27 protein-coding genes and 1 pseudogene are annotated in these 26,480 nt (G+C 63.5%); 24 read left to right on the plus strand and 4 right to left on the minus strand.

The genetic code is table 11. The features are described 5' to 3' along the window. Positions 1 to 93 precede the first annotated feature (93 nt). Entirely contained in the window at positions 94 to 3,318 is a 3,225-nt protein-coding gene (locus AC3A6F_RS11225; RefSeq protein WP_487680670.1) for a di-heme oxidoredictase family protein, read from the minus strand. 284 nt (positions 3,319 to 3,602) lie between these two features. On the opposite strand from AC3A6F_RS11225, the gene AC3A6F_RS11230 reads away from it, so the two are divergent. From AC3A6F_RS11230 to AC3A6F_RS11265, 8 genes are all read left to right on the plus strand, one after another. After that, complete coding sequence (locus tag AC3A6F_RS11230) at positions 3,603 to 3,959, plus strand: DUF2946 domain-containing protein (RefSeq protein WP_487680672.1); 357 nt, start codon at positions 3,603 to 3,605, stop codon at positions 3,957 to 3,959. Between the two features lie 116 nt (positions 3,960 to 4,075). Then, positions 4,076 to 4,690, plus strand: a complete 615-nt coding sequence (locus tag AC3A6F_RS11235; protein WP_487680674.1) for an SCO family protein — start codon at positions 4,076 to 4,078, stop codon at positions 4,688 to 4,690. A 30-nt stretch (positions 4,691 to 4,720) separates the two neighbouring features. Beyond that, positions 4,721 to 5,194 (plus strand): copper chaperone PCu(A)C, encoded by a 474-nt coding sequence (locus tag AC3A6F_RS11240; protein ID WP_487680676.1) that lies wholly within the window; start codon positions 4,721 to 4,723, stop codon positions 5,192 to 5,194. 160 nt (positions 5,195 to 5,354) lie between these two features. Further along, complete coding sequence (locus tag AC3A6F_RS11245) at positions 5,355 to 6,041, plus strand: hypothetical protein (protein WP_487680678.1); 687 nt, start codon at positions 5,355 to 5,357, stop codon at positions 6,039 to 6,041. Between the two features lie 125 nt (positions 6,042 to 6,166). Then, positions 6,167 to 7,096 (plus strand): heme o synthase, encoded by a 930-nt coding sequence (cyoE, locus tag AC3A6F_RS11250; RefSeq protein ID WP_487680680.1) that lies wholly within the window; start codon positions 6,167 to 6,169, stop codon positions 7,094 to 7,096. 79 nt (positions 7,097 to 7,175) lie between these two features. Next, complete coding sequence (locus AC3A6F_RS11255; RefSeq protein WP_487680682.1) at positions 7,176 to 8,789, plus strand: alpha,alpha-trehalose-phosphate synthase (UDP-forming); 1,614 nt, start codon at positions 7,176 to 7,178, stop codon at positions 8,787 to 8,789. Between the two features lie 171 nt (positions 8,790 to 8,960). Then, positions 8,961 to 9,419 (plus strand): DUF2721 domain-containing protein, encoded by a 459-nt coding sequence (locus tag AC3A6F_RS11260; RefSeq protein WP_487680684.1) that lies wholly within the window; start codon positions 8,961 to 8,963, stop codon positions 9,417 to 9,419. Positions 9,420 to 9,568: 149 nt separating this feature from the next. Further along, positions 9,569 to 11,272: an FAD-dependent oxidoreductase gene (locus AC3A6F_RS11265; protein WP_487680686.1), complete on the plus strand. Its 1,704-nt coding sequence runs from the start codon at positions 9,569 to 9,571 to the stop codon at positions 11,270 to 11,272. Positions 11,273 to 11,274: 2 nt separating this feature from the next. Here the strand turns inward: AC3A6F_RS11265 and AC3A6F_RS11270 are convergent, their stop codons facing one another. Next, positions 11,275 to 12,213: an alpha/beta fold hydrolase gene (locus AC3A6F_RS11270; protein ID WP_487680688.1), complete on the minus strand. Its 939-nt coding sequence runs from the start codon at positions 12,211 to 12,213 to the stop codon at positions 11,275 to 11,277. Positions 12,214 to 12,345: 132 nt separating this feature from the next. Here AC3A6F_RS11270 and AC3A6F_RS11275 point away from each other — a divergent pair, with 132 nt between their 5' ends. Both AC3A6F_RS11275 and AC3A6F_RS11280 read left to right on the plus strand, forming a co-directional pair. Continuing rightward, positions 12,346 to 12,939: a CGNR zinc finger domain-containing protein gene (locus tag AC3A6F_RS11275; RefSeq protein WP_487680690.1), complete on the plus strand. Its 594-nt coding sequence runs from the start codon at positions 12,346 to 12,348 to the stop codon at positions 12,937 to 12,939. 157 nt (positions 12,940 to 13,096) lie between these two features. Next, a complete protein-coding gene (locus AC3A6F_RS11280; protein ID WP_487680692.1) occupies positions 13,097 to 14,122 on the plus strand; it encodes an aldo/keto reductase in 1,026 nt (341 codons plus the stop codon). Between the two features lie 14 nt (positions 14,123 to 14,136). Here the strand turns inward: AC3A6F_RS11280 and galB are convergent, their stop codons facing one another. Both galB and AC3A6F_RS11290 read right to left on the minus strand, forming a co-directional pair. After that, positions 14,137 to 16,944, minus strand: a complete 2,808-nt coding sequence (gene galB / locus AC3A6F_RS11285) for a beta-galactosidase GalB (protein WP_487680694.1) — start codon at positions 16,942 to 16,944, stop codon at positions 14,137 to 14,139. A gap of 168 nt (positions 16,945 to 17,112) precedes the next feature. After that, positions 17,113 to 18,822 carry a glycoside hydrolase family 43 protein gene (locus AC3A6F_RS11290; protein WP_487680696.1) on the minus strand — a complete coding sequence of 570 codons (1,710 nt, stop codon included), beginning with the start codon at positions 18,820 to 18,822 and terminating at the stop codon, positions 17,113 to 17,115. Between the two features lie 413 nt (positions 18,823 to 19,235). Between AC3A6F_RS11290 and AC3A6F_RS11295 the strand changes: the two genes are divergently transcribed. From AC3A6F_RS11295 to AC3A6F_RS11360, 14 genes and pseudogenes are all read left to right on the plus strand, one after another. After that, entirely contained in the window at positions 19,236 to 19,670 is a 435-nt protein-coding gene (locus AC3A6F_RS11295; RefSeq protein WP_487680698.1) for an Rrf2 family transcriptional regulator, read from the plus strand. A gap of 752 nt (positions 19,671 to 20,422) precedes the next feature. Then, on the plus strand, positions 20,423 to 20,734 hold the full coding sequence (locus AC3A6F_RS11300) for a hypothetical protein (RefSeq protein WP_487680700.1): 312 nt from the start codon (positions 20,423 to 20,425) through the stop codon (positions 20,732 to 20,734). 127 nt (positions 20,735 to 20,861) lie between these two features. Next, positions 20,862 to 21,185, plus strand: a complete 324-nt coding sequence (locus AC3A6F_RS11305; RefSeq protein ID WP_487680702.1) for a DUF3876 domain-containing protein — start codon at positions 20,862 to 20,864, stop codon at positions 21,183 to 21,185. A gap of 24 nt (positions 21,186 to 21,209) precedes the next feature. Next, complete coding sequence (locus tag AC3A6F_RS11310; RefSeq protein WP_487680704.1) at positions 21,210 to 22,004, plus strand: TIGR02391 family protein; 795 nt, start codon at positions 21,210 to 21,212, stop codon at positions 22,002 to 22,004. A gap of 38 nt (positions 22,005 to 22,042) precedes the next feature. After that, positions 22,043 to 22,330: a hypothetical protein gene (locus AC3A6F_RS11315; protein WP_487680706.1), complete on the plus strand. Its 288-nt coding sequence runs from the start codon at positions 22,043 to 22,045 to the stop codon at positions 22,328 to 22,330. 48 nt (positions 22,331 to 22,378) lie between these two features. Beyond that, positions 22,379 to 22,723, plus strand: coding sequence for a hypothetical protein (locus AC3A6F_RS11320; protein WP_487680708.1), 345 nt, complete (start codon positions 22,379 to 22,381; stop codon positions 22,721 to 22,723). A 134-nt stretch (positions 22,724 to 22,857) separates the two neighbouring features. Then, positions 22,858 to 23,013: pseudogene (locus AC3A6F_RS11325) on the plus strand (DUF4236 domain-containing protein); the annotation flags it as partial. 84 nt (positions 23,014 to 23,097) lie between these two features. Then, positions 23,098 to 24,045 (plus strand): hypothetical protein, encoded by a 948-nt coding sequence (locus tag AC3A6F_RS11330; protein ID WP_487681307.1) that lies wholly within the window; start codon positions 23,098 to 23,100, stop codon positions 24,043 to 24,045. A gap of 203 nt (positions 24,046 to 24,248) precedes the next feature. After that, complete coding sequence (locus tag AC3A6F_RS11335; RefSeq protein ID WP_487680709.1) at positions 24,249 to 24,533, plus strand: hypothetical protein; 285 nt, start codon at positions 24,249 to 24,251, stop codon at positions 24,531 to 24,533. An 85-nt stretch (positions 24,534 to 24,618) separates the two neighbouring features. Beyond that, positions 24,619 to 24,939, plus strand: coding sequence for a hypothetical protein (locus AC3A6F_RS11340; protein ID WP_487680711.1), 321 nt, complete (start codon positions 24,619 to 24,621; stop codon positions 24,937 to 24,939). 17 nt (positions 24,940 to 24,956) lie between these two features. Further along, on the plus strand, positions 24,957 to 25,259 hold the full coding sequence (locus tag AC3A6F_RS11345) for a hypothetical protein (RefSeq protein WP_487680713.1): 303 nt from the start codon (positions 24,957 to 24,959) through the stop codon (positions 25,257 to 25,259). A gap of 19 nt (positions 25,260 to 25,278) precedes the next feature. After that, positions 25,279 to 25,530 (plus strand): hypothetical protein, encoded by a 252-nt coding sequence (locus AC3A6F_RS11350; RefSeq protein ID WP_487680715.1) that lies wholly within the window; start codon positions 25,279 to 25,281, stop codon positions 25,528 to 25,530. Positions 25,531 to 25,540: 10 nt separating this feature from the next. Next, a complete protein-coding gene (locus AC3A6F_RS11355) occupies positions 25,541 to 25,858 on the plus strand; it encodes a hypothetical protein (RefSeq protein ID WP_487680717.1) in 318 nt (105 codons plus the stop codon). Positions 25,859 to 26,269: 411 nt separating this feature from the next. Next, positions 26,270 to 26,461 (plus strand): hypothetical protein, encoded by a 192-nt coding sequence (locus AC3A6F_RS11360; RefSeq protein ID WP_487680719.1) that lies wholly within the window; start codon positions 26,270 to 26,272, stop codon positions 26,459 to 26,461. The last annotated feature ends 19 nt before the right edge of the window (positions 26,462 to 26,480 follow it).

The raw sequence follows: 26,480 nt of genomic DNA on the forward strand, positions 1-26,480 counted from the left end.
GTATACGTTCCATATATCACGTCAAGCCTGGCGTGGAAACGAAAAATGGCGCCGGGATCGCTCCCGGCGCCACCTAAGTTGTCTGCACTACGCTTACAGCGAGCGCAGGAACGCCATCAACTCGTCACGCTGGGCCTTGTTCAGCTTCGCGAAGCGGTTGCGGGCGGCGGCCGCTTCGCCGCCGTGCCACATGATCGCTTCGGTCAGGTTGCGGGCGCGGCCGTCATGCAGGTAGCCGACCTTGCCTTCCTTGTCCATGACCGCTTCCGAGAGGCCGAGACCCCACAGCGTCGGGGTGCGCCACATGCCGCCGCCGGCCTGGCCTTCGGTGTAGCCGTCGGCCAGTTCCGGACCCATATCGTGCAGCAGCAGGTCGGAGTACGGACGGATGGTCTGGTCGCGCAGTTCGGCGAACAGGTGGTTCGAGCCGGTCTTCATCGACGGCGTGTGGCAGGCCACGCAGCGCATCGCTTCGAACAGCTTGGAGCCGGCCGCCACCTTGACGGTGTCGACGTCCAGTTCCTTGATCGGCGCGACGCCTTTCGGGAAGCCGCTGGCCAGGCTGCGCTGCGCCGGCACCGCGAGCAGGGCCAGGTAGTGCGAGATCTTGGTCAGGTCGGTCTCCGAGATGCCGCGCTGTTTCGGCGCCGTGGCGCAGCCGGCCGGGTTGCTGTCGCAGCTCAGGCTCGGGTAGACCGGGGAGGTCACCGACATGTCCTGCAGCAGCGCGCTGGCAGTCTGATGACGCAGCGTCGCCTTCGATGCCTTCCAGCCGAAGCGGCCCAGCTGGACCGCGCCGGTTTCGGGGTTGAACACGAAGTTGGCGGTGCCCTTGACGCCATCCTGGTCCGGCGTGGTGCGCACGCGGGCCAGGATGTCGGCTTCAGGCACGGCTTCGAGCAGGCCGACGCCGATCATCGGCTGGGCCGAGCGCAGCGACACCACGCTTGGGGTCGGACCGTCGAACTTGAGCTTCGGTTTGCTCAGGGTGACGACCGTGCCGTCGGCCAGTGCGACCGTTTTGGTCTCGAAGCCGTCGACCCGCACGCCGGTGCCCCAGTTCTGCGGAGTGCCGGCGCTGGACAGGGCGTTCATCTGCACCGTCGCGCCATACACCGGATGCGGCAGCTGGGCGCCGTCGGCGCCGATGGTTGCGACCCGCACGCTCATCGTGTCGAGGCGACGCTTGTCGATCGGGGCCGGGCTGCGGCCATTGTTCGCATGGCAGGCCACGCAGGTTTCCTGGCCGAAGGTCTGGCCTTGCAGTCCGACCACCGCCTGGTACTTCTCATTGTCCGGCTCGTTATGCGCGCCCGTGCTGAAGCTGGTATGCAGCAGGCGGCGGCCTTCGACGAAGCGCTGCATGTTCTGCATGCCGACGTTGTTGTACGGCTGCTGGAACATGAACTTGCCGTTGTCGCTGTAGTTGTACGAGACCGAGCCGATGCCGCCGGACAGGGTTTCGAACGGCAGCGGCGCGTTCATCAGGCGCGGCTGCACGCCATACCACGGCCGCAGGCCTTCGCCGACCACATACGTCCACTCGGTCGAATAGTAGCGGATGTTGCCGGTGTCGCCGAGGGCCGTCAGCGCGGCCTGGGTGGTGAAGTACGACGGCGAGACCTCGACCACGTCGCCCGCCACGAGACGCCGTGCGGGAACGTGGGTGCCGTTCGGGAAGCCATCCGAATTCAGGGCGGTGTGGCCCGGATAGTCCCACAGCTGCAGGGTGCAGTCGCCGTTGGCCAGGTTCGGGTTGAACAAGGTGTTATTGCGCGGATAAGGCGTGGTCGGGCAGACCTTGATCTGGTCGTTGACCAGTTGGCCCGGCGCCATCCAGCCATAGCCGGTGGAGTTTGGCTGGTCGAAGCCACGGAAGAACGCCACGCCGCCGCTCAGGAAGGGCACCGTGGTGTACTGGTTGACGGTCAGCACCGGCTTGGTGTTGTTCGGCACGCGGCTGCGGTCGATGATCTCGACACCCCAGGTGCGGTTCTTGTAATACAGCGGCACGAAGGTCAGGTGATTGCCCGGTCCCTTGTCGACCGCCTGGCCGGTGGCCGGATCGACGGTCTGGTTCGGATACGGCGAACCGATCTCGTTCCATTCCTCGCCGCGCTCGCGGCCATGGCGCGCCTTGCCGCGCGCACCGAAGCGCGTGACCAGGGTGCCGTCGGCGAGGGTGAACTGCAGCGATTCGAGCGCTTCGTTCGAGCCCGGCAGCGGGGTCCAGCCATTGCCATTGGCCGGGAAGGCCACCGCCGAGGTCGGCGCCTCGGGCACGGTATTGTCGCTGCCCGGGGTCTTGAACTCGACTTCCCACAGCGAGTAGCCGTAGTCGCTCGCGCGCCGGACGCCCTGCAGGCGCACATGCTTGGCGACCGCGTTCAGGTTGAAGAACTCTTCTTCCTTGCCCCTGCCGTCGCTGACGACGCGCAGCTCGGTCCAGGTCTTGCCGTCGTTCGAGGTCGACAGCGTGTATTCCTTGGCATACGAGTTTTCCCAGTGCAGCTTCATGTAGCCGATCGGGGTGGGCGAGGCGAAGTCGAACTGGATCCAGCCATTGTCCTCCTTCGGCTTGCTGGCCCAGCGCGTGTTGAGCTTGCCGTCGATCGCCATATTGGCCGACAGGCCGCCGTTTTCGGGTTCCGACGATACCGCGCCGGCCGGCTTGACGATGACGCCAGGTTTACTCAGGTCGACCGGGATGTCCGGGACGGGCGTGGTCGGCGGCGTGCCCGGCTCGGCCGGGGTGCCGGTGAAGGCCTGGATTTCCAGGATCGAGTAACCATACTGCCCGGCGCGTTTGAGGCCGTTGACTCGCAGGTACTTGCCTTCGCCATTCAGGCCGGTCAGGTCCTCGACGCCGCCCTGGCTGTTGTTGACGGTCTTGATCGTGGTCCAGCTGTCGCCGTCCTCGGACACCTGCAGCTCGTAGTCGCGGGCGTGCGCGTTCTCCCAGTCGATACGCACCCGCGTGATCACCGCGCTTTCGGCGAATTCGAGGGTGAAATGCTGTTGATCGGTGAATTCGCTACCCCAGCGCGTGTTGCGGTCGCCGTCGATGGCGTATTGCGCGTCGAGATCGCCGCGCTCGCGCGATGTCGCGGTCGCCTTGATCGGGGTAAGGGGGGCTTCCGGCTGCTCGGCCGCGGCGGAAAAGGCACGGAACAGGCTCTTGCTGGCGCTTTGCATGGAAGACATGGGCGACTCCCCATCTCCGCTGCCGCCGCAACCGGCAAGCAACATCATGAGGGCGAGCGGCAGGCCGGGCATGCGGTTGCGGCCTGAGGACTGCCCGCGAGGCAGTAGGTTCATTTGATACTCCTTGGTTATCAATTTTTCATTGGGAATCCTGCACCGGCGGCAGCCGCCATCCGCACGACGCAGGTCTTGCTTTTTCCGCGTGCCTTTCGGCCGTGTTTCTCATACCTCCCCCCTTTGAAACCAAGGGTGAATTGCTCTAGGGCAACTTTTAACGTTAAGATATCCGGCACGTCAATACGTGTCAAGGGCATGCGTCATGATCTACACAATGGAAGAGCTTTTGGATGCAGCTTAACGTTGACGGAAGTGAAGGTCATCACCAATAATCGAAGGTCATGCACATCTTGCGCACATCGTCGACGCTGGTCCGATTGGTCCTGGCCTGGTTCGTCCTCACCGTGGGCGCCGCCAGTGCCGCCCCCATGGTGCAGCCGGTTGCGATGGCGCTGGTCTGTTCCGAGGGTGGCGTCAAGGTCGTTCTCGTCGACCACGGGGGCGTCGCCGTGCACGCCAAGGGGCATACCCTCGATTGCCCGTTGTGCCTGCCCGCCGCCGTGCCGCCGCTGCCGGTGGCGCCGTGCGTCCCGCCGCCGCAGCCGGTGGCCCCAATGGTGCACGTGCCCGCCGCCTTCCACGTCGCTGCCACCGTCGGCGCACCGCTGCCGCCACGCGGGCCGCCCGCGCACTCCTGACCTTGTCTCACCGGCCGCAGGGCCGGCGCAGTCTTTACGCGCGCAGCGCGGCGTGGCCCATGGGGGCTCGCGTCCGCACATCGCGCGCTCATCGAGAAGTATCCAGGAGTAGCAAGATGAATCAACGAGTTTCAAGCATCGCCTCGCGGCGCGACTTCGTGCTGTCCGGCATGGCCCTCGCGATAGGCGCGCTGGCCGGCTGCAGCGTGGGCAGTTCGGTCAGTTTCAACGGCACCGACATTACCGGCGCCGACTTCGGCCGCGATTTCCGCCTCAAGGATCCAAGCGGCCAGGAACGCACGCTGGCCGACTTCAAGGACAAGGTCGTGCTGGTGTTTTTTGGCTTTACCCAGTGCCCGGACGTGTGCCCGACCGCGCTGGCGCGTGCGGCCGAGGTCAAGACCCTGCTGGGACCGGACGGCGACCGCCTGCAGGTGCTGTTCGTCAGCGTCGACCCGGAGCGCGACACGCCCGAGGTCCTGAACGCCTATACGGCCGCCTTCGATCCGACTTTCCTCGCCCTGTACGGTGACCAGGAACGCCTGGCCGAAACCGCAAAGGAATTCAAGGTCATCTACCAGAAAGTGCCGACCGGCGATTCCTACACCATCGACCATACCTCGGTCACCTATGCCTTCGACACCAAGGGCAAGCTTCGCCTGAAACTCTCGCACAGCCAGTCGGCGATCGAGTACGCTGCCGACGTGCGCAAGCTGCTGCATGCCGCTTGAGTCATCCCAATTCAAATCAAGGAGAACACCATGAACCATTTCATCCGCACCGTCGCCGCCGCCGCCATGCTGGCCGCCGTCGCTGGTTCCGCCCAGGCCCAGGCCAACGTCAGCGTCAAGGACGCCTGGGTACGCGCCACCGTTCCGCAACAGAAGGCGACCGGCGCCTTCATGCAATTGCAAGCCGCCAAGGACAGCAAGTTCGTGTCGGCCAGCTCGCCGCTGACCCCGACCGTCGAAGTGCACGAGATGGCGATGCAGGGCGACGTCATGCGCATGCGCCAGGTGCAGTCGGTCGACCTGCCGGCCGGAAAAACGGTTGAGCTGAAGCCGGGCGGCTACCACATCATGATGATGAACCTGAAAGCCCAGGTGAAGGAGGGCGATACCGTGCCGTTCACCCTGGTCTTCGAGGGCAAGGACGGCAAGCGCGAGCAGGTCGAGATCCAGGCGCCCGTGAAAGCCCTGAACAACGCCGCCAAGCCGGCCCACGCCGGCCACTGAAATCGCGGTCCCGCAGTGCGATCGTTGACGTGAAAACAACAACCATCGGTAGGAGTTCGCTGTAAACCAATCGTGCGCGTGATGCCGCTTCGTACAATCGCGTGATTGCCGACAGGTGTTCCGACAAGGAGTACCGCGGCCTCATGCGAATGGAGCGGATATGCGACGAAGTACATCATGGTTGCCGGGCGGGCAAGGCGAATGGGCGCTGCTGGCGGCGCTGGCCGCCTGCTATCCGGCCAGCCTGGTGTTGCCCGCGGCCTGGGCGCGCGAGGGTGGCCTGCTGGAAAGCCTGCAGGTACTGGTGCTGTGCGCCGGCAGCGTGCTGGCGCTGCTGATGTATGTGCGCACCCGGCCGGCGCGCGTCGCCATGCTCGCGCTGTGGGTCGCGCCGGTCTGGCTGTTGCTGGCGGGGCGCGAGCTCAGCTGGGGCAGGGCATGGCTGCCTGACCACTCCGCCGCCGCCGATACGACGGCGGCGGTGGCGCTGTGGTTCCAGCCACTGGCCAGGCCCGGCGCCGCCGTGTTGCTGGCGCTACTTGTGCTCAGCGCCGTGTACTACCGGATCGACGGGCCGCTGCGGGCCGCGTTCGCCCGGCGCATGCCCTGGGTGATCTTGGTGGTCCTGCTGGCGGCCGCCATGGGGTCGACCTGCGCCGAAGGCCATATGTCTTGTCATCTCGATAGGGTGCTTGCCAGCGCCCAGACCTTCGAGGAATTGTGCGAGCTGCTCGCCTACGTCGCGCTGTGCATGGTCCAGCATGTGGTTTTCATGCATCAAATGCCTGTAAACCGTGTGCGGGGCGCCGTGCATACGCCCGCGGTCGCACCTGAAGAAGTGGGTTAATCAGCCCAAATTCCATGGCTTATACGGCAACTGGGACATTTTGCCCGTATGTCTGCACCGCGATTTCCTCTAGGATGTCGGGTTTTGGGTAAGGACCGCCATCTTCGCACTGCGGTCGAGCGATCATGTCGAACGTTAAAGTTGTAGATTTGGAAACGGTGGAGCCGGGCGACGGCGCCGCTTCCGGCCTGGCCCGCTACTGCTTGCAGTACTGGGCGCTGACCAAGCCGCGCGTCACCATGCTGACCCTGTTCTGCGCCGTCATCGGCAGCCTGCTGGCCAGCGACGGCTTCCCCGGCTGGAGCGTGCTGCTGTACAGCGGCGCCGGCATCTGGCTGCTGGCTGGCGCCGCTTTCGCAGTCAATTGCCTGCTCGAAGCGCGGATCGACGCCCGCATGGCGCGCACCGCGCGCCGCGCGACCGCCAGCGGCAGCCTGGGACCGCTGCAAACCGTCGTGTTTTCGCTGGTGCTGGGCGGCGCCGGCGCGGCGCTGCTGTACACCCGGGTCAATCCGCTGACGATGTGGCTGACGCTGGCGACCTTCGTCGGCTATGCCTTCATCTACACGCTGCTGCTCAAGCCGAATACCCCGCAGAACATCGTGATCGGCGGCTTCGCCGGCGCCATGCCGCCGGCGCTTGGCTGGGCCGCGGTCGCCAATGCGGTGCCGATGCAAGCCTGGCTGCTGGTCCTGATCATTTTCTTGTGGACGCCGCCGCACTTCTGGGCGCTGGCGATGTACCGCCGCGACGACTATGCACGTTCCGGCCTGCCGATGCTGCCCGTCACCCATGGCATGGCGCATACCGGCCTGCAGGTGTGGCGCTACAGCCTGGCGCTGGCAGCCGGCACCGCGCTGCCGTGGGCGGTGGGCATGAGCGGGGTGGTGTACCTGGCGGCCGCCTGTGCGTTGAACGCTGTCTTCCTGCGCTACGGCTGGCTGGTGCATAAGCGCTACAGCGACCGGATCGCCCGTAAATCCTTCGCCTGGTCGATCATGTATCTGGCGCTGCTGTTCGCGGCGCTGCTGCTGGACCATTACATCGCACTCTAATAGTTGTCGTTTCAGAAATTATCAATTTGAGTACGTTGGCGCACGGTAGGGAAGAACGTTAACATATTAAGCTGTTTGCATGACAGCGAGATACCAAACCCACCCCACCACGCGGGTGCGCGGCAATCCAGCGCATCTACCGACTCATCTGCCAAACAGGCTGCCAGACGGGCTGCCCGCCGATCGCCGCCGCCACGAGCGCAGCCTGCTCACCCCCGCCGACGTGCGCGACAGCACCGACCTGGCCCGCCTGCTCGAACAGCTGGGCTGCGGCGACGACCTGATTGTCGTCTCGAACCGCGCACCCTGCATCCATTCCCATACGCCCACCGGCATCGTGGCCCAGCGCCCCGCCGGGGGCCTGGTCACGGCGCTCGAAGCCGTGCTGGCCAAGGAAGGCGGTTGCTGGATCGCTCATGGCAGCGGCGATGCCGATCGCGCCACCTGCGACGAGCATGATCACGTGCGCAAGCAGCATCTCGACGCACCGTACCGCCTGCGCCGCCTGTGGCTGGACGAGGACGAAGTGGCCGGCTATTACGACGGCCTGTCCAACGAGGGCCTGTGGCCGCTGTGCCACCGCACCGACGTCGAACCGACGTTCCGCGCCGCCGACTGGGAGCATTATGTGCGGGTCAACCGCCGCTTCGCCGAGGCCGTGGTGGCCGAAGCCGCGACCGCGCGTCCGGTGGTGCTGGTCCAGGATTACCACCTGGCGCTGGTGCCGCAGATGGTGCGCGAGCGCCTGCCGGATGCCGTCATCGTGCTGTTCTGGCACATCCCGTTCCCGGCGCCGCAGCGCCTGGCGCGCCTGCCATGGCGCGAGCAGGTGATGGAAGGCCTGCTGGCCAGCACCGTGGTCGGCCTGCAGACCCCGGCCGACCGCGACAACTTCAAACTGGCGCGCGCCGCCTGCGCGCATGGCGCCGGCGCCGCCCACGTCGATGCCTATCCGATCTCGATCGCCTGGCCCGGCCGCCAGGAGCTGCCCGCGCCCGGCCTGGGCGACGAGATCCGGCGCCGCTTCGGCATTGCGCCAGGAGTGCGCCTGCTGGTCGGCGTCGACCGCATGGATTACACCAAGGGCATTCCGGAGCGCTTGCAAGCCTTCGAGCTGCTGCTGGAACAGCGTCCGGAACTGCTGGGCCAGGTGACCTTGCTGCAGATTGGCGCGCCATGTCGCGGCGCCTTGCCGGCCTATCAGGAAATCTCACGCCAGGTGAAGGCGCTGACCGACAGGATCAATGCCCGCTTCGGTCATGGCGCCTGGCAGCCGGTGGTGCTGCACGCCGCCAGCGCCAACGCGGCCACCGTCACCGACTGCTACCGCGCCAGCGACGTGTGCGTGGTCACGAGCCTGCACGACGGGATGAACCTGGTCGCCAAGGAGTTCGTGGCGGCGCGCAACGACTTGCGCGGGGCGCTGGTGCTCAGCCGCCAGGCCGGCGCCGCGGCGGAGCTGGACCAAGCCCTGCTGGTCGAGCCGCGCGATATCGCCGGCATCGCCCGCGCCATCGGCCGCGCGCTGGACATGCCGCCGCAGGAACAGACGGACCGCATGCGCGCGATGCGCGGCGTGGTGAGCCAGAATACGGTATTCGGTTGGGCGGCCCGCCTGCTGGGCGATGGCATGCGCGTCGCGGCGGGTCGTACGGCGCGCCCGCACCTGGCCCGACTCGGTCAGTGGGCCTAGGGCGCGGCGTCGAATGGCAGCATCGGCATCGGTCGTGCTTGAATGGCATTCCTGGAGTTGCGATAACATTGGCCGGCATGCCTGCTCCGCCATAAGGAAGAGGTGAAGCGCGACCAGGCATGCCGCGCTGCTACACTTGGCCTATGTCCACCAGGCCGGCCCCATTTGCCCATGAACCTCCAGCTCAGCGATATCGGTGAAGCCATCCAGCTGGCGATCGCGCCGGTGTTCCTGCTGGCCGGGGTGGGCACGATGCTGATCGTGCTGACCAATCGCCTGGGCCGCCTGATAGACCGCAGCCGGGTGCTGGAAGATCGCCTGAAGGGCAATCCCGAAAACGAATGCGTGGGAGAACTGCTCAGCTTGTACTACCGCGCCCGTCTCATCAACGTCGGCATCACCGCCAGCACCGCTTGCGGGCTGCTGATCTGCGTCGTGATCGCGATGCTGTTCCTGGGAGACACCACCGACCTGCCGCTCGACCAGTACATCGCCCTGTGCTTCGTGGGCGGCATGCTGGCGCTGATCGTCGCCTTCGTCTATTTGATGCGCGAGATCCTGATCTGCTGCAGCTTCATGCGCGCACAGCAGCTGAAGGTGCTGGATGGCTGCGGGGCGACGGCCGGCTAGGGAATGACGCAAACTTACTGGACTGGCATGGTGACTCCGGAGTCTCTTATCGTCATGAAATCCAATAACGCCACGCTGGGTACAGCGCCGAACGATGTCGAGCGCGAATACCTGTTCGGACCTATCCGCTCCATGCCAGGGGCCTCGCCATGAACGCCACCCCCATCCTGGCGCCGCTGCCCACCGCGAACCTCGAAAAGCGGCGTCACCAGATCTATCCGGTGCTGGACGAGGACGACCTGCAGCATGTGCGCCAGTTCGGCGCGCCGCAGCGCTACCGCGACGGCGCGGCCGTGTTCGAGGCCGGCCAGGCCAGGCCCGCCATCCTGTTCATCCTGCGCGGCCAGTTGCTGTTGCGGCGCCACGATGGGCTCGGCGTGAACGAGGCGATGGCGCTGCTGGGCCCCGGCCAGTTCAGCGGTGAAGAGGGGCAACTGGCCGGCCGCCCGGCGATGGAAGACGGCTGGGCCGTCGGCGACCTGGAGACGCTGGCGCTGACGTCCGAGTCGCTGCGCATGCTGCTGGTGGCGCAGGCCGAGCTGGGCGAGCGCATCGTGCGCGCCCTGATCTTGCGCCGCGTGATCCTGATGCAGAAGAACTCGGGCGGGCCGGTCATCGTCGCGCCGCATGGCCACCCGGGCATTCGCGACCTCGAGCGCTTCCTGTCGTCCAACGCCCATCCCTACAGCCTGCACGATCCTGAGCACGACCCGGCCGCCGCCGCGCTGGCCGAAGGGCTGCGGCCGGGGCCGGACGACTGGCCGCTGGTGTTCTGCCCGGGGACGGAGCCCAAGCGGAATCCCTCGCTGGCCGAGCTGGGCCGCTGCATCGGCCTGCTGCAGGAATGCGATCCCGGCAAGGTGTGGGACGTGGCGGTGGTCGGCGGCGGACCAGCGGGCCTGGCCACCGCCGTGTATGCGGCGTCGGAAGGCCTGTCGGTGGTGGTGCTCGAAACCTTCTCGTATGGCGGCCAGGCCGCGGCCAGCGCCCGCATCGAGAACTATCTGGGTTTTCCAACGGGGATCTCGGGTGGGGCCCTGACCGGCCGCGCCTATGTGCAGGCCGAGAAGTTCGGCGTCGAGGTGGCGATTCCGGCGTCGGCGACCTGCCTCGACCGCGACCGCGATTCGGATCGAGACTCGGGCCAGCTGCGCATGACCTTGTGCGCGGGCCTCGGCACGGTGCGCGCGCGCGCCGTGGTACTGGCCTGCGGCGCCCGGTACCGGCGGCCCTCGCTGGCCAACCTGAAGCGACTCGAGGGACGCGGCGTGTATTACTGGGCCTCGTCGCTCGAGACGCGCCTGTGCAAGGGACACGAGGTGATCCTGGTGGGCGGCGGCAACTCGGCCGGCCAGGCGGCGGTGTTCCTGGCCGGGCATGCGGCGCGGGTGCACGTGCTGGTGCGGCGCGATGGCCTGGCGGCGACCATGTCGAACTACCTGATCGAGCGCATCGCCGCCACGCCCAATATCTCGCTGCATACCTGCGCAGAGATCGCGGGGCTGGTCGATACCGACAAAGGCCTCGAGCGGGTGCAGGTGCGCGACCTGCGCACCGGACTCGAGACCGACTACGACATCGGCCATGTCTTCCTGTTCATCGGCGCCGATCCGAACACCGGCTGGCTGCACGACAGCGACATCGAGGTGGACCGCAACGGTTTTATTTGCACCGGCAGCGACGTCACCGCCGCTGCGGATAAACCGCGCAAGATGCTCGAAACCAGCATGCCCGGCGTGTTCGCGATCGGCGACGTGCGCGCCGGCTCGACCAAGCGGGTGGCGGCCGCGGTGGGGGAAGGCGCGGCCGTCGTCGCCCAGATTCACCAGTATCTTGGCGAACCGGGAGCTTAGGCTTACTTGCGCGCGCCCAGGTGGCGGTCCAGGAAGGTGCGCATCGCGTGCGCGATCTCGGGCCCATGGGTCTCGATCGCGAAGTGACCGCTGTCCAGGAAGCGCACTTCCGCCCTCGGATTGTCGCGCTTGAAGGCCTCGGCGCCGGGCGGCAGGAAGAAGGGATCGTTCTTGCCCCAGATGGCCAGCAGCGGCGGCTGGTGCTGGCGGAAGTAGGCGTGCAGCTGGGCGTATTGCTTGATGTTCTGGCCGTAGTCCACCAGCAGGTCCATCTGCGGGTCGACGCCGATGCGCTCGATCGCCTCGTGGGCCAGCAGGTAACCGTCGGGCGCCACCGTGGAGGTGTCCTTGACGCCCTCGACGTATTGCCACTTGAGCATGTCCAGCGTATTGAACTTGCGCAGCGCTTCGCGGTTCGCCGGCGTCGGATCGGCCCAGGCGGCCCGCATCGGCGCCCAGCCGGGGCTCAGGCCTTCTTCATAGGCATTGCCGTTCTGGCTCACGATCGCCGTGATTTTCTCGGGATGGCGCACCGCCAGGCGCCAGCCGACCGGTGCGCCATAGTCGAACACATAGATCGCATAGCGCTGCAGGCCTTTGGCGGTGGTGAAGGCGTCGATCACGTCGGCCAGGTTGTCGAAGGTGTACTTGAACGACTTGTCGGCGCGTGTGAGGCCGAAGCCCGGCAGGTCGGGCGCGATCACGCGGTAACCGGTCGCCAGCTGCGGGATCAGGTCGCGGAACATGTGGGAAGAGGCGCCGAAGCCGTGCAGCAGCAGGACGGCAGGCGCGTCTTTCGGGCCGGCTTCGCGGTAGAACACGTCGACGTCCTTGACCTGGACGGTGTCGTAGCGCACGGCGGGCGCCTGTTCAACCGCCTGGACGGCGCCGGCGCTGCCGATCGCGGCTGCCATGAGGATTGGTTTCAGAATGCTTTTCATGATGCGCTCCCTGTATGAGGTGTGAATTTGTAGTAACCCCTAAAACTATGTGTAAGAGGTTATGTGTCCAGTATGGCACGCTTTCAGTAACCGTTCAAGTATAATGTTGATGGTTACTGCGAAAGGAAGACCATGTCTGACAACAAACTGGAAGCCATCCTGACCGAACCGCTGCTCGTGGGCGATCATCTGGCGCTCGACCTGCTCAATACCGAAGCGGGAAGTGGCGAGCTGCATACCGATTTCTGGCGCAGCGGGGAAGACGTGCTGGATTGGCTGGCGCGTTGCGGAATCGACGCGGGCCGACCGAGCGGCCAGGCGGGAAGGGACGCCCTGTTGCACGACGCCAGGGAGCTGAGGGCGAGCGCGCGCGAACTGGTCGAGCGGCGCAAGCAGGGGGAGCGGGGCGATCCGGAGCGGATCAACCGCTACCTCTCAACGCTGCAGTCGGTGCCGGTGCTGGAGTGGGGCGAGGGCGGCCCCCTGCTCACGCGCCGGCTTCCCGCGCCGTCGCCGCAACAGGCGCTGGGCCAGGTGGCCGAGTCGGTGGCTGAGCTATTGGCCACCGGGCAGTTCGAGTACGTGCGCCAGTGCGAGCATCCCGATTGCGTGCTGTGGTTCTATGACCGCACCAAATCGCATCGCCGCCGCTGGTGCAGCATGGCGCTGTGCGGCAACAGGCACAAGGCGGCCGAGTTCCGGAAGCGGAGCCGCGCAGCGGCCTGAGCGATTTGACAATCCGATTTGACAATCCGATTTGACAATCATTCACTGGCCCCCGCGGGCCAACCTTGCCATGATGCGGAGGTAGCCCGCTGGCGCCTGCAGCGCTCCCATGCGCCCAGCCTGATTCCTGGAGCGTCGACCACGACGAGGAGCAATCATGAGCCTGAAAGACAAGCTGCCAACGAACCCGCTCGGTTTCGGCACGGCGCCGCTTGGCAATATGTTCCGCAAGATCCCCGAGCAGGAAGCGGCCGACACCATCGACGCCGCCTGGCGCGAAGGAACGCGCTATTTCGATACCGCGCCGTTCTACGGGGCCGGCCTGTCCGAGATCCGCCTGGGCGAGCTGCTGGCGAAATACCCGCGCGACGAGTATGTGCTGAGCACCAAGGTCGGGCGCCTGATCCTGGACGAGGTCGAGGACCCGGCTGCGCGCGAGATGGGCGACAAGGGCGGCCTGTTCGAGCATGGAAGGCCGAACCGCATCGTCAACGATTACTCGGCCGACGCTACGCTGCGCTCGATCGAGGATAGCCTCAAGCGACTGTGCACGGACAGGATCGAGATTGTATGGGTCCACGACATCGCCCAGGATTTCTACGGAGACGCCTGGCTGTCGCACTTCGAGCAGGCCCGCACCGGGGCCTTCCGGGTCCTGGACCGGCTGCGCGACGAAGGGGTGATCAAGGCCTGGGGCCTCGGCGTGAACCGGGTCGAGCCGTGCGAGCTGACGCTCGATCTCGAGGAAGCACGCCCGGACGGCTTCCTGTTGGCCGGACGCTATACGCTGCTGGACCATGCACGCGCCTTGCAGCGCCTGATGCCGGCGGCGCTGAAACGCGGCGTGGAAATCGTGGTCGGCGGTCCGTACAGTTCGGGCGTGCTGGTGGGCGGCACGCATTTCGAATACCAGCCGGCCTCGCCCGAGATCCTGGCCCGGGTGGCGCGGCTCCAGGCGGTGGCCGAGCGCCATGGGGCGCCGATCAAGGCGGCCGGGCTGCAGTTCGCGCTGGCCAATCCGGCGGTCGCGGCGGTGATCCCGGGCGCGAGCCGTCCAGAGCGGGTGGCGGAAGATCAGCTGGCGCTGCAGGCCGCCATCCCGCCCGCCTTCTGGCACGAGCTGCGCGAACAAGGGCTGGTGGCGCCCGAGGCGCCGCTGCCGATCGACGCCAAGGGCAGTTGAAGCCAGGCCGGCGATTACGGCCGCTGGTGGGTCTGGATCGCCTTGTCCGCCGGCGTTGCCTGCAGCGTCACCGATGCCGGCGCCAGGCCCTCGGCCGCCACCTTCACCGTGATCGGGCCGCTTGCGCCCGGCTTGGCGCGCACGATGCCCAGGACCAGCCCGTTGAAGGCGGCGCGCTCGGCGGACGGGAACGGCTCGAAACTGGTCGGGTCCCCGTTGTCGGTGGCCACCAGCTCGCCCGGTCCCTCGACCGTGAAGCGTACGCGCTGCATGCTGCGCGGGACGTCGACGCCGGCCTTGTCGGCGATGCGCACGGTGACGAAGGACAGGTCGCGTCCATCGCCGGCGATCGTCGTACGGTCGGCGCTGGCCTGCAGCGACGCCGCGTCGCCCGCCGTCTTCACCGAGGCGCGGGCCCATTCCTTGCCGGCCTTGTAGCTCACCACGCGCACTTCGCCGGGCTCGTATTTGACCTCGTCCCAGCGCAGGCGGTAGGTGAACGACGCCTTCTTCTTGCGGCCCTGCGACTTGCCGTTGACGAACAGCTCGGCCTCGTCGCCCGAGGTGAACACGTGCACCGGCGTGACCTGGCCGACCCGTTCCGGCCAGGTCCAGTGCGGCAGGATGTGGGCCATCTTGAGGTCCGGACGCCAGCGCGACTGGTACAGCCAGAAGCGGTCTTTCTTGAAGCCGGCCAGGTCGAGGATGCCGGTATAGGAGCTGCGCGCACCGTAGTACGGCGTCGGTTCCCCCAGGTAGTCGAAACCGGTCCAGACGAATTCGCCGGCCACATAGGGATGGCGGTCGAGCGAGGCGAACACCTTGTCGGCCGAGGAGCCGAAATCGACGGCATACAGCTCGTAGGAGCTCACTTGCTGCAGCTTCGAGTCGCCACCACGGCCGTCGCGCACGATCGAGCTGTCGGTGGGGTGGACGGGGAAGAAATAGACGCCGCGGCTACTGAACGCCGACGCCGATTCGCTGGTGAGGATCACCTTGTCCGGGAAGGCCTTATGGAAGCCCGGATACTGCGGCGGAGTGCGGATGCGGTCGGTGCCCTCGAACTCCGGATCCTGGCGGATGCCTTCGCCCTGGTAGTTCAGGCTGATGATGTCCACCTCGGCCGGCAGCGGCATGTGCGGCTTGGCGTAGTTCATGGACAGGGTGGTCGGGCGGGTCGGGTCTTCGTCGCGCGAGATCCCGTGCAGGCGGCGCGCGAGGGCGGCGCCTTCGTGCTCGGTGTACTGCTCGCCGACCTCGTTCCCGATGCTCCACATGATGATCGACGGATGGTTGCGGTCGCGTCGGATCATCGAGCGCAGGTCTTGCTCGTGCCAGTCGTCGAAGATCAGGTGGAAGTCGAGCGGCGTCTTCTTGCGCTGCCAGGAGTCGAACACCTCGTTCACCACCAGGATGCCCATGCGGTCGGTCAGGGCCAGGAGTTGCGGGTCGGGCGGATTGTGGGCCATGCGCAGGGCGTTGGTGCCCATCTCCTGCAGCAATTCGAGCTGGCGTTCGGCGGCGCGCACATTGAATGCCGCGCCGAGCGCGCCGAGGTCGTGGTGGTTGTTCACGCCGCGCAGCACGATCTTTTCGCCGTTGACGAACACGCCTTCCTTGCCATCGAAGCGCAGCGTGCGAATGCCAAAGGGCGTCTCGACGCGGTCAACGACCCGGCCATCCTGGCGCACCGTGGTCACGGCCAGGTAGCGGTTGGGCTGCTGGGTCGGCAGCGGGCCCCACAGGCGCGGCTTGGCCAGCGTCGCGGTGCCATCCACGCTGGCGCTGGCGCCCGGCGCAACGGTCGAAGCGGCAGACGTGACGCTTGCCACCGGCTTGCCGGTCGGCTTGCCCTGGGCGTCGAGCACGAGCAGTTCGGTGACGACATCGGCCTTGACCGGCGCGGCGCCCTTGTTGTCGAGGGTGACGCGCCAGGCCACCTGGGCCGATTCCTTCGAGACCTGCGGCGTCGTGATCTGCACGCCCCATTGGCCGACGTGCAGCGGCGCCGTCTTGGTGATCCAGACGTCGCGATACAGGCCCGCGCCCGGATACCAGCGCGCCGATTCGGCCGTGTTGTCGAGGCGGATCGCCACCTGGTTGCTGGCGCCCGGCGTCACATAAGGGGTGAGGTCGATGCGGAACGAGTTGTAGCCATAGGGCCAGCCACCGGCCAGGCGGCCGTTGACCCAGACACTGGCATAGGCCATGGCGCCGTCGATGTCGAGGAAGATCTGCTTGCCGCGGTCGGCCGCGGCGAGGTCGAGCGTCTTGCGGTACCACGCCGGGCCCCAGGTCTTGAGGCGGCCCATGCCGCCATATGGGCCGGTTTCCAGGAAGGGACCGGCGATCGCCCAGTCGTGCGGCAGGCGCACCTGGGTCCAGGCGCTGTCGTCGAAGCCCAGGCGCGCAAATGGCGCGTCGAGGGTTGGATCGGACGCCGGCCGCGCATGGCGGCGCGCGGGATCCTTGATGAAGGCATTGCCGCTCGGGAGTATCCATGGTTTGAGCAGGGCCACGCCGCTACGCTCGACCTGGACCGCCTGGTCGGGCCTGGCGTCGGCGTCCTTGCCGTCGGCCGACTTCTTGACTTCGGGGCGCACGTCGTACAGGTAGGGCGTCGAGTCGCCGCCCGGGTCGCCAAGGGTGAAGCGCCAGCCGTCGTTGAAGCTGATGCGCTGGCGGCCTTCCGACTGCGCTGCTTGCGTTGCCGGCTGCGCGGCAGCCGGCGCCGACGCCAGCGTCGCGGCGAACGTGGCGCTCAGCAGGCAGGCGACAGTCAGGGCGGCGTTGCGGGCGCGGGGCGCGCGCCTGCCTGCCATGGTTGTTGGCGGATGGTGTTCCAAGTCTCCTCCTATCGTATTGTTATGCTTCAGACACGTTGTCCGGTAAGCCTACCATTGCTTAACTTAAAATGGTAGCGCATAACAAAGAATGTTAGGAATTGCTTTGGCCGAGATTCGCATCCCGGCCAGGAGACGGCGACCCTGTCAATACGGCGGATTCGCGCCACTGGCGCTGGCGCGCCAGACGTAGGGGCCAATGATCGTGCCGGTGAATCCGCCGGCCTTGCTGGTCGACAGGAAGGTCGCGTCGACCCCGGTGCGCAGCACGCTGCGCACGCCGCCGATGGTGTAGAAGAAGTCCATGCGGCCGGCGTCGATGCGGATCTCGAGGTCGATCGCATCGCCATCCACCGGCGCGCTGGCCAGCACGCGGTCGGTGTCTGCCTTGTCTCTTACTGTCAGGGCGAGCACGTCGCGCCGGCCCACCCGCGTCACCCCGAAGAACAGGTGCGACGCATCGCTCTGGTAGGCCACCAGTCCGGCGCGGTCGCCTTCGCGGGCGGGACGAAAGCGCAGGCTGGTGCTGACCGTGGCCACGTGATGCTGCTGGCGGCGGGCAAGGAAGGCCGGCGTGGCGGCCAGGTCGCCGAGCCGGCCGCGCGGCTCGAGCACCAGGCGGCCTGCTTCCAGCCGGTGGAAGGGCGCCACCGGCGTGCGCACGCCGATCCAGGCGTCGGACAAGGCCGCGCCGTCGAATTCGTCGGCGTAGTCGAAGTCGCCGTTGAGCGGCAGGGCCGGGCGTGCCTGCGCAGGCAGCGCCGGCCGGGCGGCGATGAAGGGAATCGGCTTGCCGTCTTCGAGCACGAGCGGCCAGTCATCCTTCCAGCTGACCGGCAGCAGGAAGGTCTCGCGGCCGATGTTGTACATGCCGTCCCGGTAGGGGCGGGTGGCCAGGAAGGTTGCCCACCATTGCCCATCCGGGGTCTGGACGAATTTGGCATGGCCGGCCGAGGTGACCGGGTTCGGGCGCGCCGGATCGAGCTTGCGCTGGCTGAGGATCGGATTGTGCGCGTAGGGCGTGAACGGGCCGCGCACGCTCGTCGAGCGGAACACGACCTGGGAGTGGTTGTCGCCGGTGCCGCCTTCGGCCGCGATCAGGTAGTAATAGGCGCCGCGGCGGAAGATATGGGGGCCTTCGATCCAGCTCGGCTCGGCCGCGATATCGACGCCGCCGTTGACGAGCAAGGTACGCTCGCCCTTGACCGCCAGCGCTGCCGGGTCGAATTCCTGGACCCAGATGGCGCGGTGGCCATCGTAGCGCGGCTTCTCGGCCGGCGCGTCGTTGCCGACCAGGTAGACCTTGCCGTCCGTATCCCAGAACAGCGAAGGATCGATCCCGCCGAACGCCAGCTTGACGGGCTCGGACCAGGGGCCTTCCGGCCTGGTCGCCGTCATGACCATATTGCCGCCGCAATCGACGCAGGTGGTGACTACGTAGAAGACGCCCTTGTGGTGCGAGATATCAGGGGCGTAGATACCGCGCGACGAGCCCAGGCCCTGGAAGTTCGCCTGCGAAGGGCGGGTAATCACGTTGGCGATTTGCGTCCAGGTGCTCAGGTCGCGCGAATGGAATAGCGGCAGGCCGGGGAAGTTGGTGAACGACGAATTGATCAGGTAATAGTCATTCTCCACGCGCAGCACGGAAGGGTCGGGGTAGTAGCCGGACAGGATCGGGTTGCGGTATTGGGTGGCGGTGGGCGTTGCAATTTCCTGCGACCGTCCCTCGTAGCTGAAGCGTTCGAAGTGAGCGGGGCCTGCCGGTGGGCTGTCGATGCCGATCTGGCTGTCCGTGGTGGAGCAGGCTGCCAGTCCGGTCAACGATGCGATGCCTGCCAGGGTACGTAGAGAAATCATGAAGACCTTGAAAAAGTGAACCCGCGCGCTTGCGGCTAGTAGGGCGGAGAACAGGATTACCATGGATTGATTGCGCAATCATTGTCGTTCAATAAATATCGGACTGCAATAATCTTTGCGCAGGGACGACGCCGAGGATGTTGTTGAGTACGCTGGCATGCTCAGCTTTTGCATTAAAACGTAACTAACCAACGCTTAATGCAAACCAACGAAATACACCCGAAGCCACTGACTACGGATGAAATATCACTACAGCCAATAGCCACCAAGGGTGTGGTGGTCGACGATCGGTGCGCTTGGCGGGGAAGGGTATTGAGAGGTACACCCAGGAATCAGAACTCCTGCAGTGGCAATTAAAGTGGCTATTCCGATACTTTCGGAGTTGCGGTATCCTTGTGCCAGGAGGACATTCAATGAGAGCTGATTTTCGGCTGGCGCGGATGCTGCACGCGCTGGTTCACATACATGGACGCAAAGGTACGACGAGCTCGGAGGAGCTGGCCGTCGTGCTCGACACCAATCCTGTCCTGGTTCGCCGCATGATGGGTGGCTTGCGCGATGCGGGTTATGTGCGGTCGACGGCTGGTCGCAATGGCGGCTGGGTGCTGGCGGTGGATCCGGACAGTATCACGGTGCTGGACATCTACCAGGCACTCGAAGAGCCGGTCATTTTCGCCATCGGTGCGAATGTCGATCATCCAGGCTGTGCTCATGAGCAGGCGATCAACGGTGCGCTCGAGGTGGCGATGGCGCAGGCGGCAGGCGCCTTGCTGCGGGAGTTTAATCAGGTGAAGCTGTCGGCTTTCATTCCCCCGCATCTGCGTGACAGGATCGGGGAAGTTTGCTAGCCAGGAGCATCTGAATGCGTCGACCGTCGTGCCTTGGAGTCTGAAAATGCCGCCTGTGTGGGCGGCATGTCTCGATAGGTGACTTTAGAAGCCGCACCAGTGCTGTTCTCTGACCTAACGGCGAAAGAGCTGCGCATGCAGTTCGTCGTACCCTACATACGCGGGTATTTGTTCTTTGTGGGGACATCGGTCCTGTCTCCTGCAGAACTTCGGAAGGTTCGAATTATCGAAACTCCGGTGAAGGAAGCTGAGGCAAGGGCGCACGTCAATCGCGATAGCTTGGCGGACATCGTAGAGATGAATCGCACGGGTGGTCTGTTCATCATGAGTCCCGGTTAAGGTTACGAGCCAGACGACATCGCAGAGATCGGAGCCGACGTCACCCGCACCTTTCTGCGCGGCGGGACTGGCTCTTCAAATGGTCTGCTGGACCTATCCAAGAACGCCGCAAGTTTGTTGCTGGGCATTGTTGGTGGTGTCCTCGCTGCTGGACTAGCCAAGTGGCTCGGTTGGGTTTAGAACCGGAGGGTTAGTTGACTCCCTAATGTGATGTTTGGAGAGACTTCTAGCCTGTGTCTTTGCCTACTATGTTGCCCTGCCGCGCTCGACGCGGCTTAGGCATTGAGAGAGTTGGCATTGCGCCGGCTCAACGACGGAATCACAGCAGCACCAATGCCGAGACAAAAGTGCCGCGGTAGCGGAACAGTCCGCATAGTGCGAAACGAAAAGGGAGAAAGAAATTGGTAGACCGAGTGATTAAATTTAGCGCCAACGCAGTGAACGTTCCTGCCATCGCTGCAGCGATGCAGGCCGACAACGCTCCCAACCCGGACGTCATTAGTACCGAAAAGCACGGTAATTTTGTGAGGTTACACGACAGTAGCAGCGATGATTTCCCCAACCTTCGCATAGCGTTGCGTGCGGCGAAGGTTTCATACGACTTTCACAAGCGCCGTGCTGCCGATGGCGACCACCCTGGCTGGTGGAAAAGCCGAAACGGCGCCGGTGAGGAGTTCGAAAACAACGGCCTGTCCGACACGCCAATTACGCCGCTGTATGAGTGAATGTATCCGAGCGTCGCACCTATGTCCGTGCGATGCTAAGCGAAACGGCCTGATCTGACCAAAGCGGAAAATCGAGTCGTGCGCCCGAAAGCCTGCCGGCCGCAGGCAATATGTGAAAAGGATTGCGATGAGAAATTTGATTTGTGGCGCGGCCATGTTGGCCTTGTTATCTGGATGTGGCAACGATGGTGGCAAAGACTTCCTAGGCAAGTGGGTCAACGTAAAAAGTGACAAGCGCACGATCGAGATCGTGAAAAATGGAGACGGCTACATGATCCGCAACACCGGTCCGAGCTTCTTTGACGGCAAGATGGAAACCAAAAATATTCCAGCCACACTCAAGGACGGCACGCTGCAAGTGCAGACTGGCATGGGTGTTTCGACGTTGGCAGTCGATAAATCCAGCGGACATCTAACGAACGGTCAGGCTGAGTATCGTCGCCTCGACTAGTCCATCAACATATCCCGGAAACATATGAGTTCTCTGGTCTTTACCGAAACACAGCTGGAAGCAATTGCTGCGGCACTCGGTGATACCTTAAGCGGCCTAACAGGGTCAGAAATCGGATTTCTGCTCAGCGCGAGCCGTATCACGGACGTCGATCCGAGTGCGACCAAACGCACCCGGCTCTACAATGCTTTCGCTGTTGACCAAAATAGCAGACAGGATAGGCTGCATGTACTCGCGTTCATCCGGAAGTCGATGAAGCCTGAACGATACATGTCCAACCCTGGTCGCTTCGAGCCCATGCGTGTCCGCCTCAACCAAGCTCTATTGTTCGCTGGGTTGGCAATTGATCATAGTGGCTTGCTCCAAGAGGTAACGCAAGCGCGCACAATTTCGGAGGCAAAGGTCCGTGCTGAAGAGCTCCGCACCGACCTGGTGAAACGAGGCGTGCACACTGACGTCCTAAAATTCTGTAGAGAAGAGCTTCTAGTAAACAACTACTTTCATGCAGTTCTGGAGACCGTAAAGAGTGTCATGGACAAACTACGATTGAAAAGCGGACTTAATGAAGATGGTGCGGCGCTCATTGACAAGGCACTTGCGGGAGAACGTCCTCTCGTTCGTATCAATCCACTGTCGACCGACAGCGAACGAAGCGAGCAAAAAGGGTTCGCAAACTTGCTACGAGGAGTCGCCGGAATGTTCAGGAATACGACCGCGCACGAAGCCCGTATTCACTGGAATATGTCTAAGGATGACGCCGAGGATCTGCTGTCGATGGCGTCCCTAATCCATCGCCGGCTCGACAGGGCTATCACCTAGGAAAACGAACATGGCGACGAAGCTGAAAGAGGTTAGAAATGACAACTGAAGACCAACTCGAAAAGGAGCTTCGCAGCTATCTGACGAAAGCGCCGGTTTTTTCTAACGACCGTGCAAAGGCCGAGCGCAACGGTTTCGATGTGCGTGATGACATTTCGATCACTCTGAAGAATCCGTGCGGACACCCGACCGGCTCTCTGACTCGCCACTACATCGGGAAAGGTGTGGTGGTGAAGCCGCTGCGTAGTACGTTCGACCTCACTCTCAAAGGAGGGGTGTGGAGTGTAAGGTGCTCGTCTGGCTACCCTGGCCCGGATTTAGAGTAATACCGGAAAAGTGACCACGTGTTTCATCAACCAAAGAAAGAGACCAAGATGCGCAAAGTTTTGGCCACCAGCCTGATGATCGTAGCATCGGCTTCCAGTATCTCAGCTACAGAAGTGCAGATTCCCCGCACCATGGTCGACAAAGGCAAGTACTACCTGCTGGACACGAAGACCAAAGGCGGCATCACCACCACGCTGCATAAACGTGTTGGCGTCAACGAGACTGGTTACTCGAAAACTGAGATCAACTGCAAGTCAATGCAGTATCGCGATATGGGCTACAGCGAAGACGGACCGGACAAGCTTGCGGGTGCCCCTGGAAAGTGGACCGAGGTTCTTTTCGGATCGAGCAAGTCCGACCTGGTGAACTTTGTTTGCAGCCGGAAGCCATAAGGCATCAAGGAAAACGTAGGCGAAGCGTTCAACGCCTTCTGGGGGAAGCGCTAAGCGCCTCACTAGCTGGGCCGGCCCATCTGCGTGTGCGGCGTGGCTTCAAATCGACTCGATAGAGTTAGCCCGGAGGGCAAATGGCATTGCGTTTTCGAAAGTCGTTCAAGCTTGCACCTGGCGTGCGGATGAATGTTAGCTCCAGCGGTATGTCGTGGAACCTCGGTCCGCGCGGCGCCTCGGTCAGTATCGGGAAGAGGGGAACATACCTAAACGCGAGCCTGCCAGGCACTGGCTTGTCGTCGCGCACGAGACTTGACCGCCCAGGTGGGGCGACGCCATCCCGCGCGGCGGCGCCAATGGTAACAATGAAATTGACGTTGGATCTGAGCGACGAAGGCGAAATGCGCTACCTCGACCAGGCCGGCAACGAAGTACCAGCACAGATCATCGCCGAGGCTCGACGGCAGCAGGGCGACAAGATTCGACAGATGCTTGAGACGAAGTGCGGCGAGATGAACGCCAATATCACTGCGTTAGGCCAGCTGCATTGGGACACGCCTGATCCCGCGGCCCCTATCGCGTTCGTCCCGCCGGCTTTCGCTCAGGCTCCGCCGCCGGAGCCGGAAAAAGCAGTAGTTGGGTTTGCGGAACGCCTCATCCCTGGCCGGCGCCAAGCTGTCGACGCCGAAAACAGTCGTCGCCGTGCAGAGTACGAAGCTCAGCTCTCTCAGTTCGAAAAAGAAAAGTCCGCACATGACGGCTGGCGAGTCGAGAAGCGGATCCTGTTCAGCAGTGCGATCGCCGGCAACCCAGAACCGATGCAGCAGCTGCTGGAACAGCGGCTCGGTGAGATCGTCTGGCCCAAAGAGACGCTTATCGCCATCGACGTGAGCCCCAATGGGCGCGTGCTGTTTCTGGATGTAGACTTGCCGGAGGTGGAAGATATGCCAACGAAGCGCGCCTCGTTGCCGGCCCGCAGCTGGGAACTAGCGCTGCGCGACGTCGGCGAGGTGGCAACCCGGCGCCTATACCAGACGCACATCCACTCGCTCGGGTTTCGGGTCGTCGGCGAGGCTTTCGCGGCCCTACCGACCGTCCATACCGTTGTGGTTTCGGGTTACTCGCAGCGGGCCGATAAAGCCACTGGCATGGTGAGCGACGAATACCTCTATTCGGCGCGCATCGACCGCGGGCAATGGTCCGGGATTAGCTTCGCCGCCCTCGACCAGGTGGATCCGGTGGAAGCGTTTACGCGTTTCGAGCTGCGACGGAATATGACTGCGACGGGAGTGTTCAAGCCAGTCGTCCCAATCCCTGCAGGCTAGCAGAGTATGGGATCGGCAGCATTGTGCGTGGGTCGAAGCGGCGCCGCGTGACAGCGGTCGCCACCCTGCTAGCTGTTGGGGGCGACATTTGGAGTACGGTGGTGATGTGGTTGCCCTCGAGCTCGACGGAAAGGATGGAGGCAGACTGCGGTATTGGCCCGCAGGCGTGTGCGCCCTAGGCGTGGACTGATCGGAAAAGCGCGATGAGAATTGACGAACTGGAAGTGGCCGGTTTTGCACGGAAGGTCTACGAGGGTCAGGAGGGTACATTCCTGGTGAAGGAGGTCGGTGTTGAGCACCTTTCCGCATCCGGCGCTGACTTGATCGACGGCGATGTGATCGTCGAAGGGATGCGTGCGATCACCGAGGTCTGCCCGGATGGCCACGTCCAGCTGTATATCCCGGACGCAGTCTATCTTGTCGGTCCGTACCCTTTCAACAGCAAAGGGGCTCAGGCTCTCTTGCGTGACGCAGCCAAGGCTGAGTGAACGGAAAACGCCAAGCAGCACGCATGCCGCGCCGGAAGCAGGGTATTGAAAGGCCATCGTATGGCACAACGAATTTGGAGAAGACATGGAAAACGATAGTAAGATTTTTTCGATGGAAGGCGTCTCCGCTTGCGAGATTGCCGGCGCTGTTGCTTTATGCGCAGTACACGATCTAAGGATCAATCTCTTTCGGTTTAGCGGCTTCCCGCAAATACTGGTGGAACATGTCGATGGCAATTTCGAAGTCACCATCAGTATCGCGGACAAGCATCAGACGCAAGCCAAGTTTGTTTTGACCAGGGCGGAGGCGATGAAAGCTGCGAAGGCGTTCAAGAAGACACAGAATCGGCACGATCCGGCCATCTTCGACCGCGTGCAGCAAGCGTTGGCTTACGTGGTTGGCTGATAACAGAGAAATAGATTATGGACAACCTGCCTCACGAAATTGAAGAACTTATTGCGGTCGAAATCCGAAACCCGATGTATTACCTAGGGTACCCGGACGACGTTCCTTATGGACTATGGAAAGATGGGGGCGGTGAGCTTCACTACATATGCGATATGGGGCTTGACCATCTAAAGGCTTCAATTCAAAGGGTTGAGCGTGACATTGCGCGGTTGGAGCGTTCAGGACGTCCAGAAATGGTCATCGAGACTTTAATGCCGAAGGCTAAGAGCCTCCTAGCTGAGCTAAAAGACGAGTTTAAGCGCAAGGCACGCCTGTAGCAGAGTGGAAAAGGATGCGATGCAACTCACGCTCGACCAAGCCATGCTGATCTACCAGCGCGCGATCGACAAGACGGCCGGTGCCGGCGAAGGCGCGGCCTGGTGGGCGAGAGTGCAGGCTGAACTGGAAGCCGTGATCGCGGCGCCGACGACCTCAGCAGCAGCCGACATCATCGCCTGGTGGCATCAGGTCTGGAGCGACGTCGGAGACACGCCAGAGCGGGCTGCTGGCCGCATTCGCCGGCACGCCGCAAGCGTGCTCGGCAAGTAAAGGAAAACTCATGAAAAAAAACGATCAACTTCTTGAAGATATTGCCTATCTCGAATCGATCGGCATGACGCTTGACCAGCTGCGCTCACTCCACCACTGGGCAGGGCGTCCAAGCTCGGAGTGGAGGGTCACGTTCAATTCTGCGCGTGACTATTTCCGCCGCGGGCACGAACTGGGAGTGAACAACTCTTTGTTCGCTGATCGGCTGAACTTCGTTGCAAAGGCACACAAGCAAGAGGTTGCGGATGCACGCACTGCCAACATAGGGGACTTAGTGGAACACGCAGTACGTAAGCTTCCCAGCAACGACGTCGAGCCGACTTTATAAGACCCCGGAAAACATGGCGATTACGCTGAGACGAAAACGAAGTCGGACTGGCACTGAGCTTTATCAGGTTTGGCCTCACGATCATCCGGCCAACCTTCCAGATCCACCATGGCGGCAGTCTGCGGAGTTCTGTAGTGCAATACGAGGAGCATTGTTCACTAGTTTCGTACTTCTTAGCTGTGGAGACGAGATGGAGTGCACGCAGGAAGAATGGGACGGTTACTTTAAGACCGCGAAGGAATGTGCCGCATCCAGCCCGAAGGACTATTCGGACTGGGGTTCCTACTAACGACTTAGGAAAAGATGAGAAACCAAACTTTCGCCGCGCTGCTAATGGTAGCCACACTCGCGGGATGCAATCGTTCGCCTGGGGCACTTGAAGGAACATGGAAGGCTGACGGTTTAGCACCGATGACCATCACGTTCCGCCCTGGGGAATCCGAGGCGATGGGTGTGATCGAACAGGTCGACTACGCCACGAATGGGAGCGTGGTTAAGGTGACCTACAAGGATGGGATGATGAAGGGCTCAGCGATCGCGTTCACAATCGTGGACCGGAACACAGTGACCAATCCGATGTACACGCTGCGCCGCGTCCGATAACAGAAAAACAGGTTAGGAA

This window comes from Massilia sp. Soil_C_3 (genome assembly GCF_057657035.1).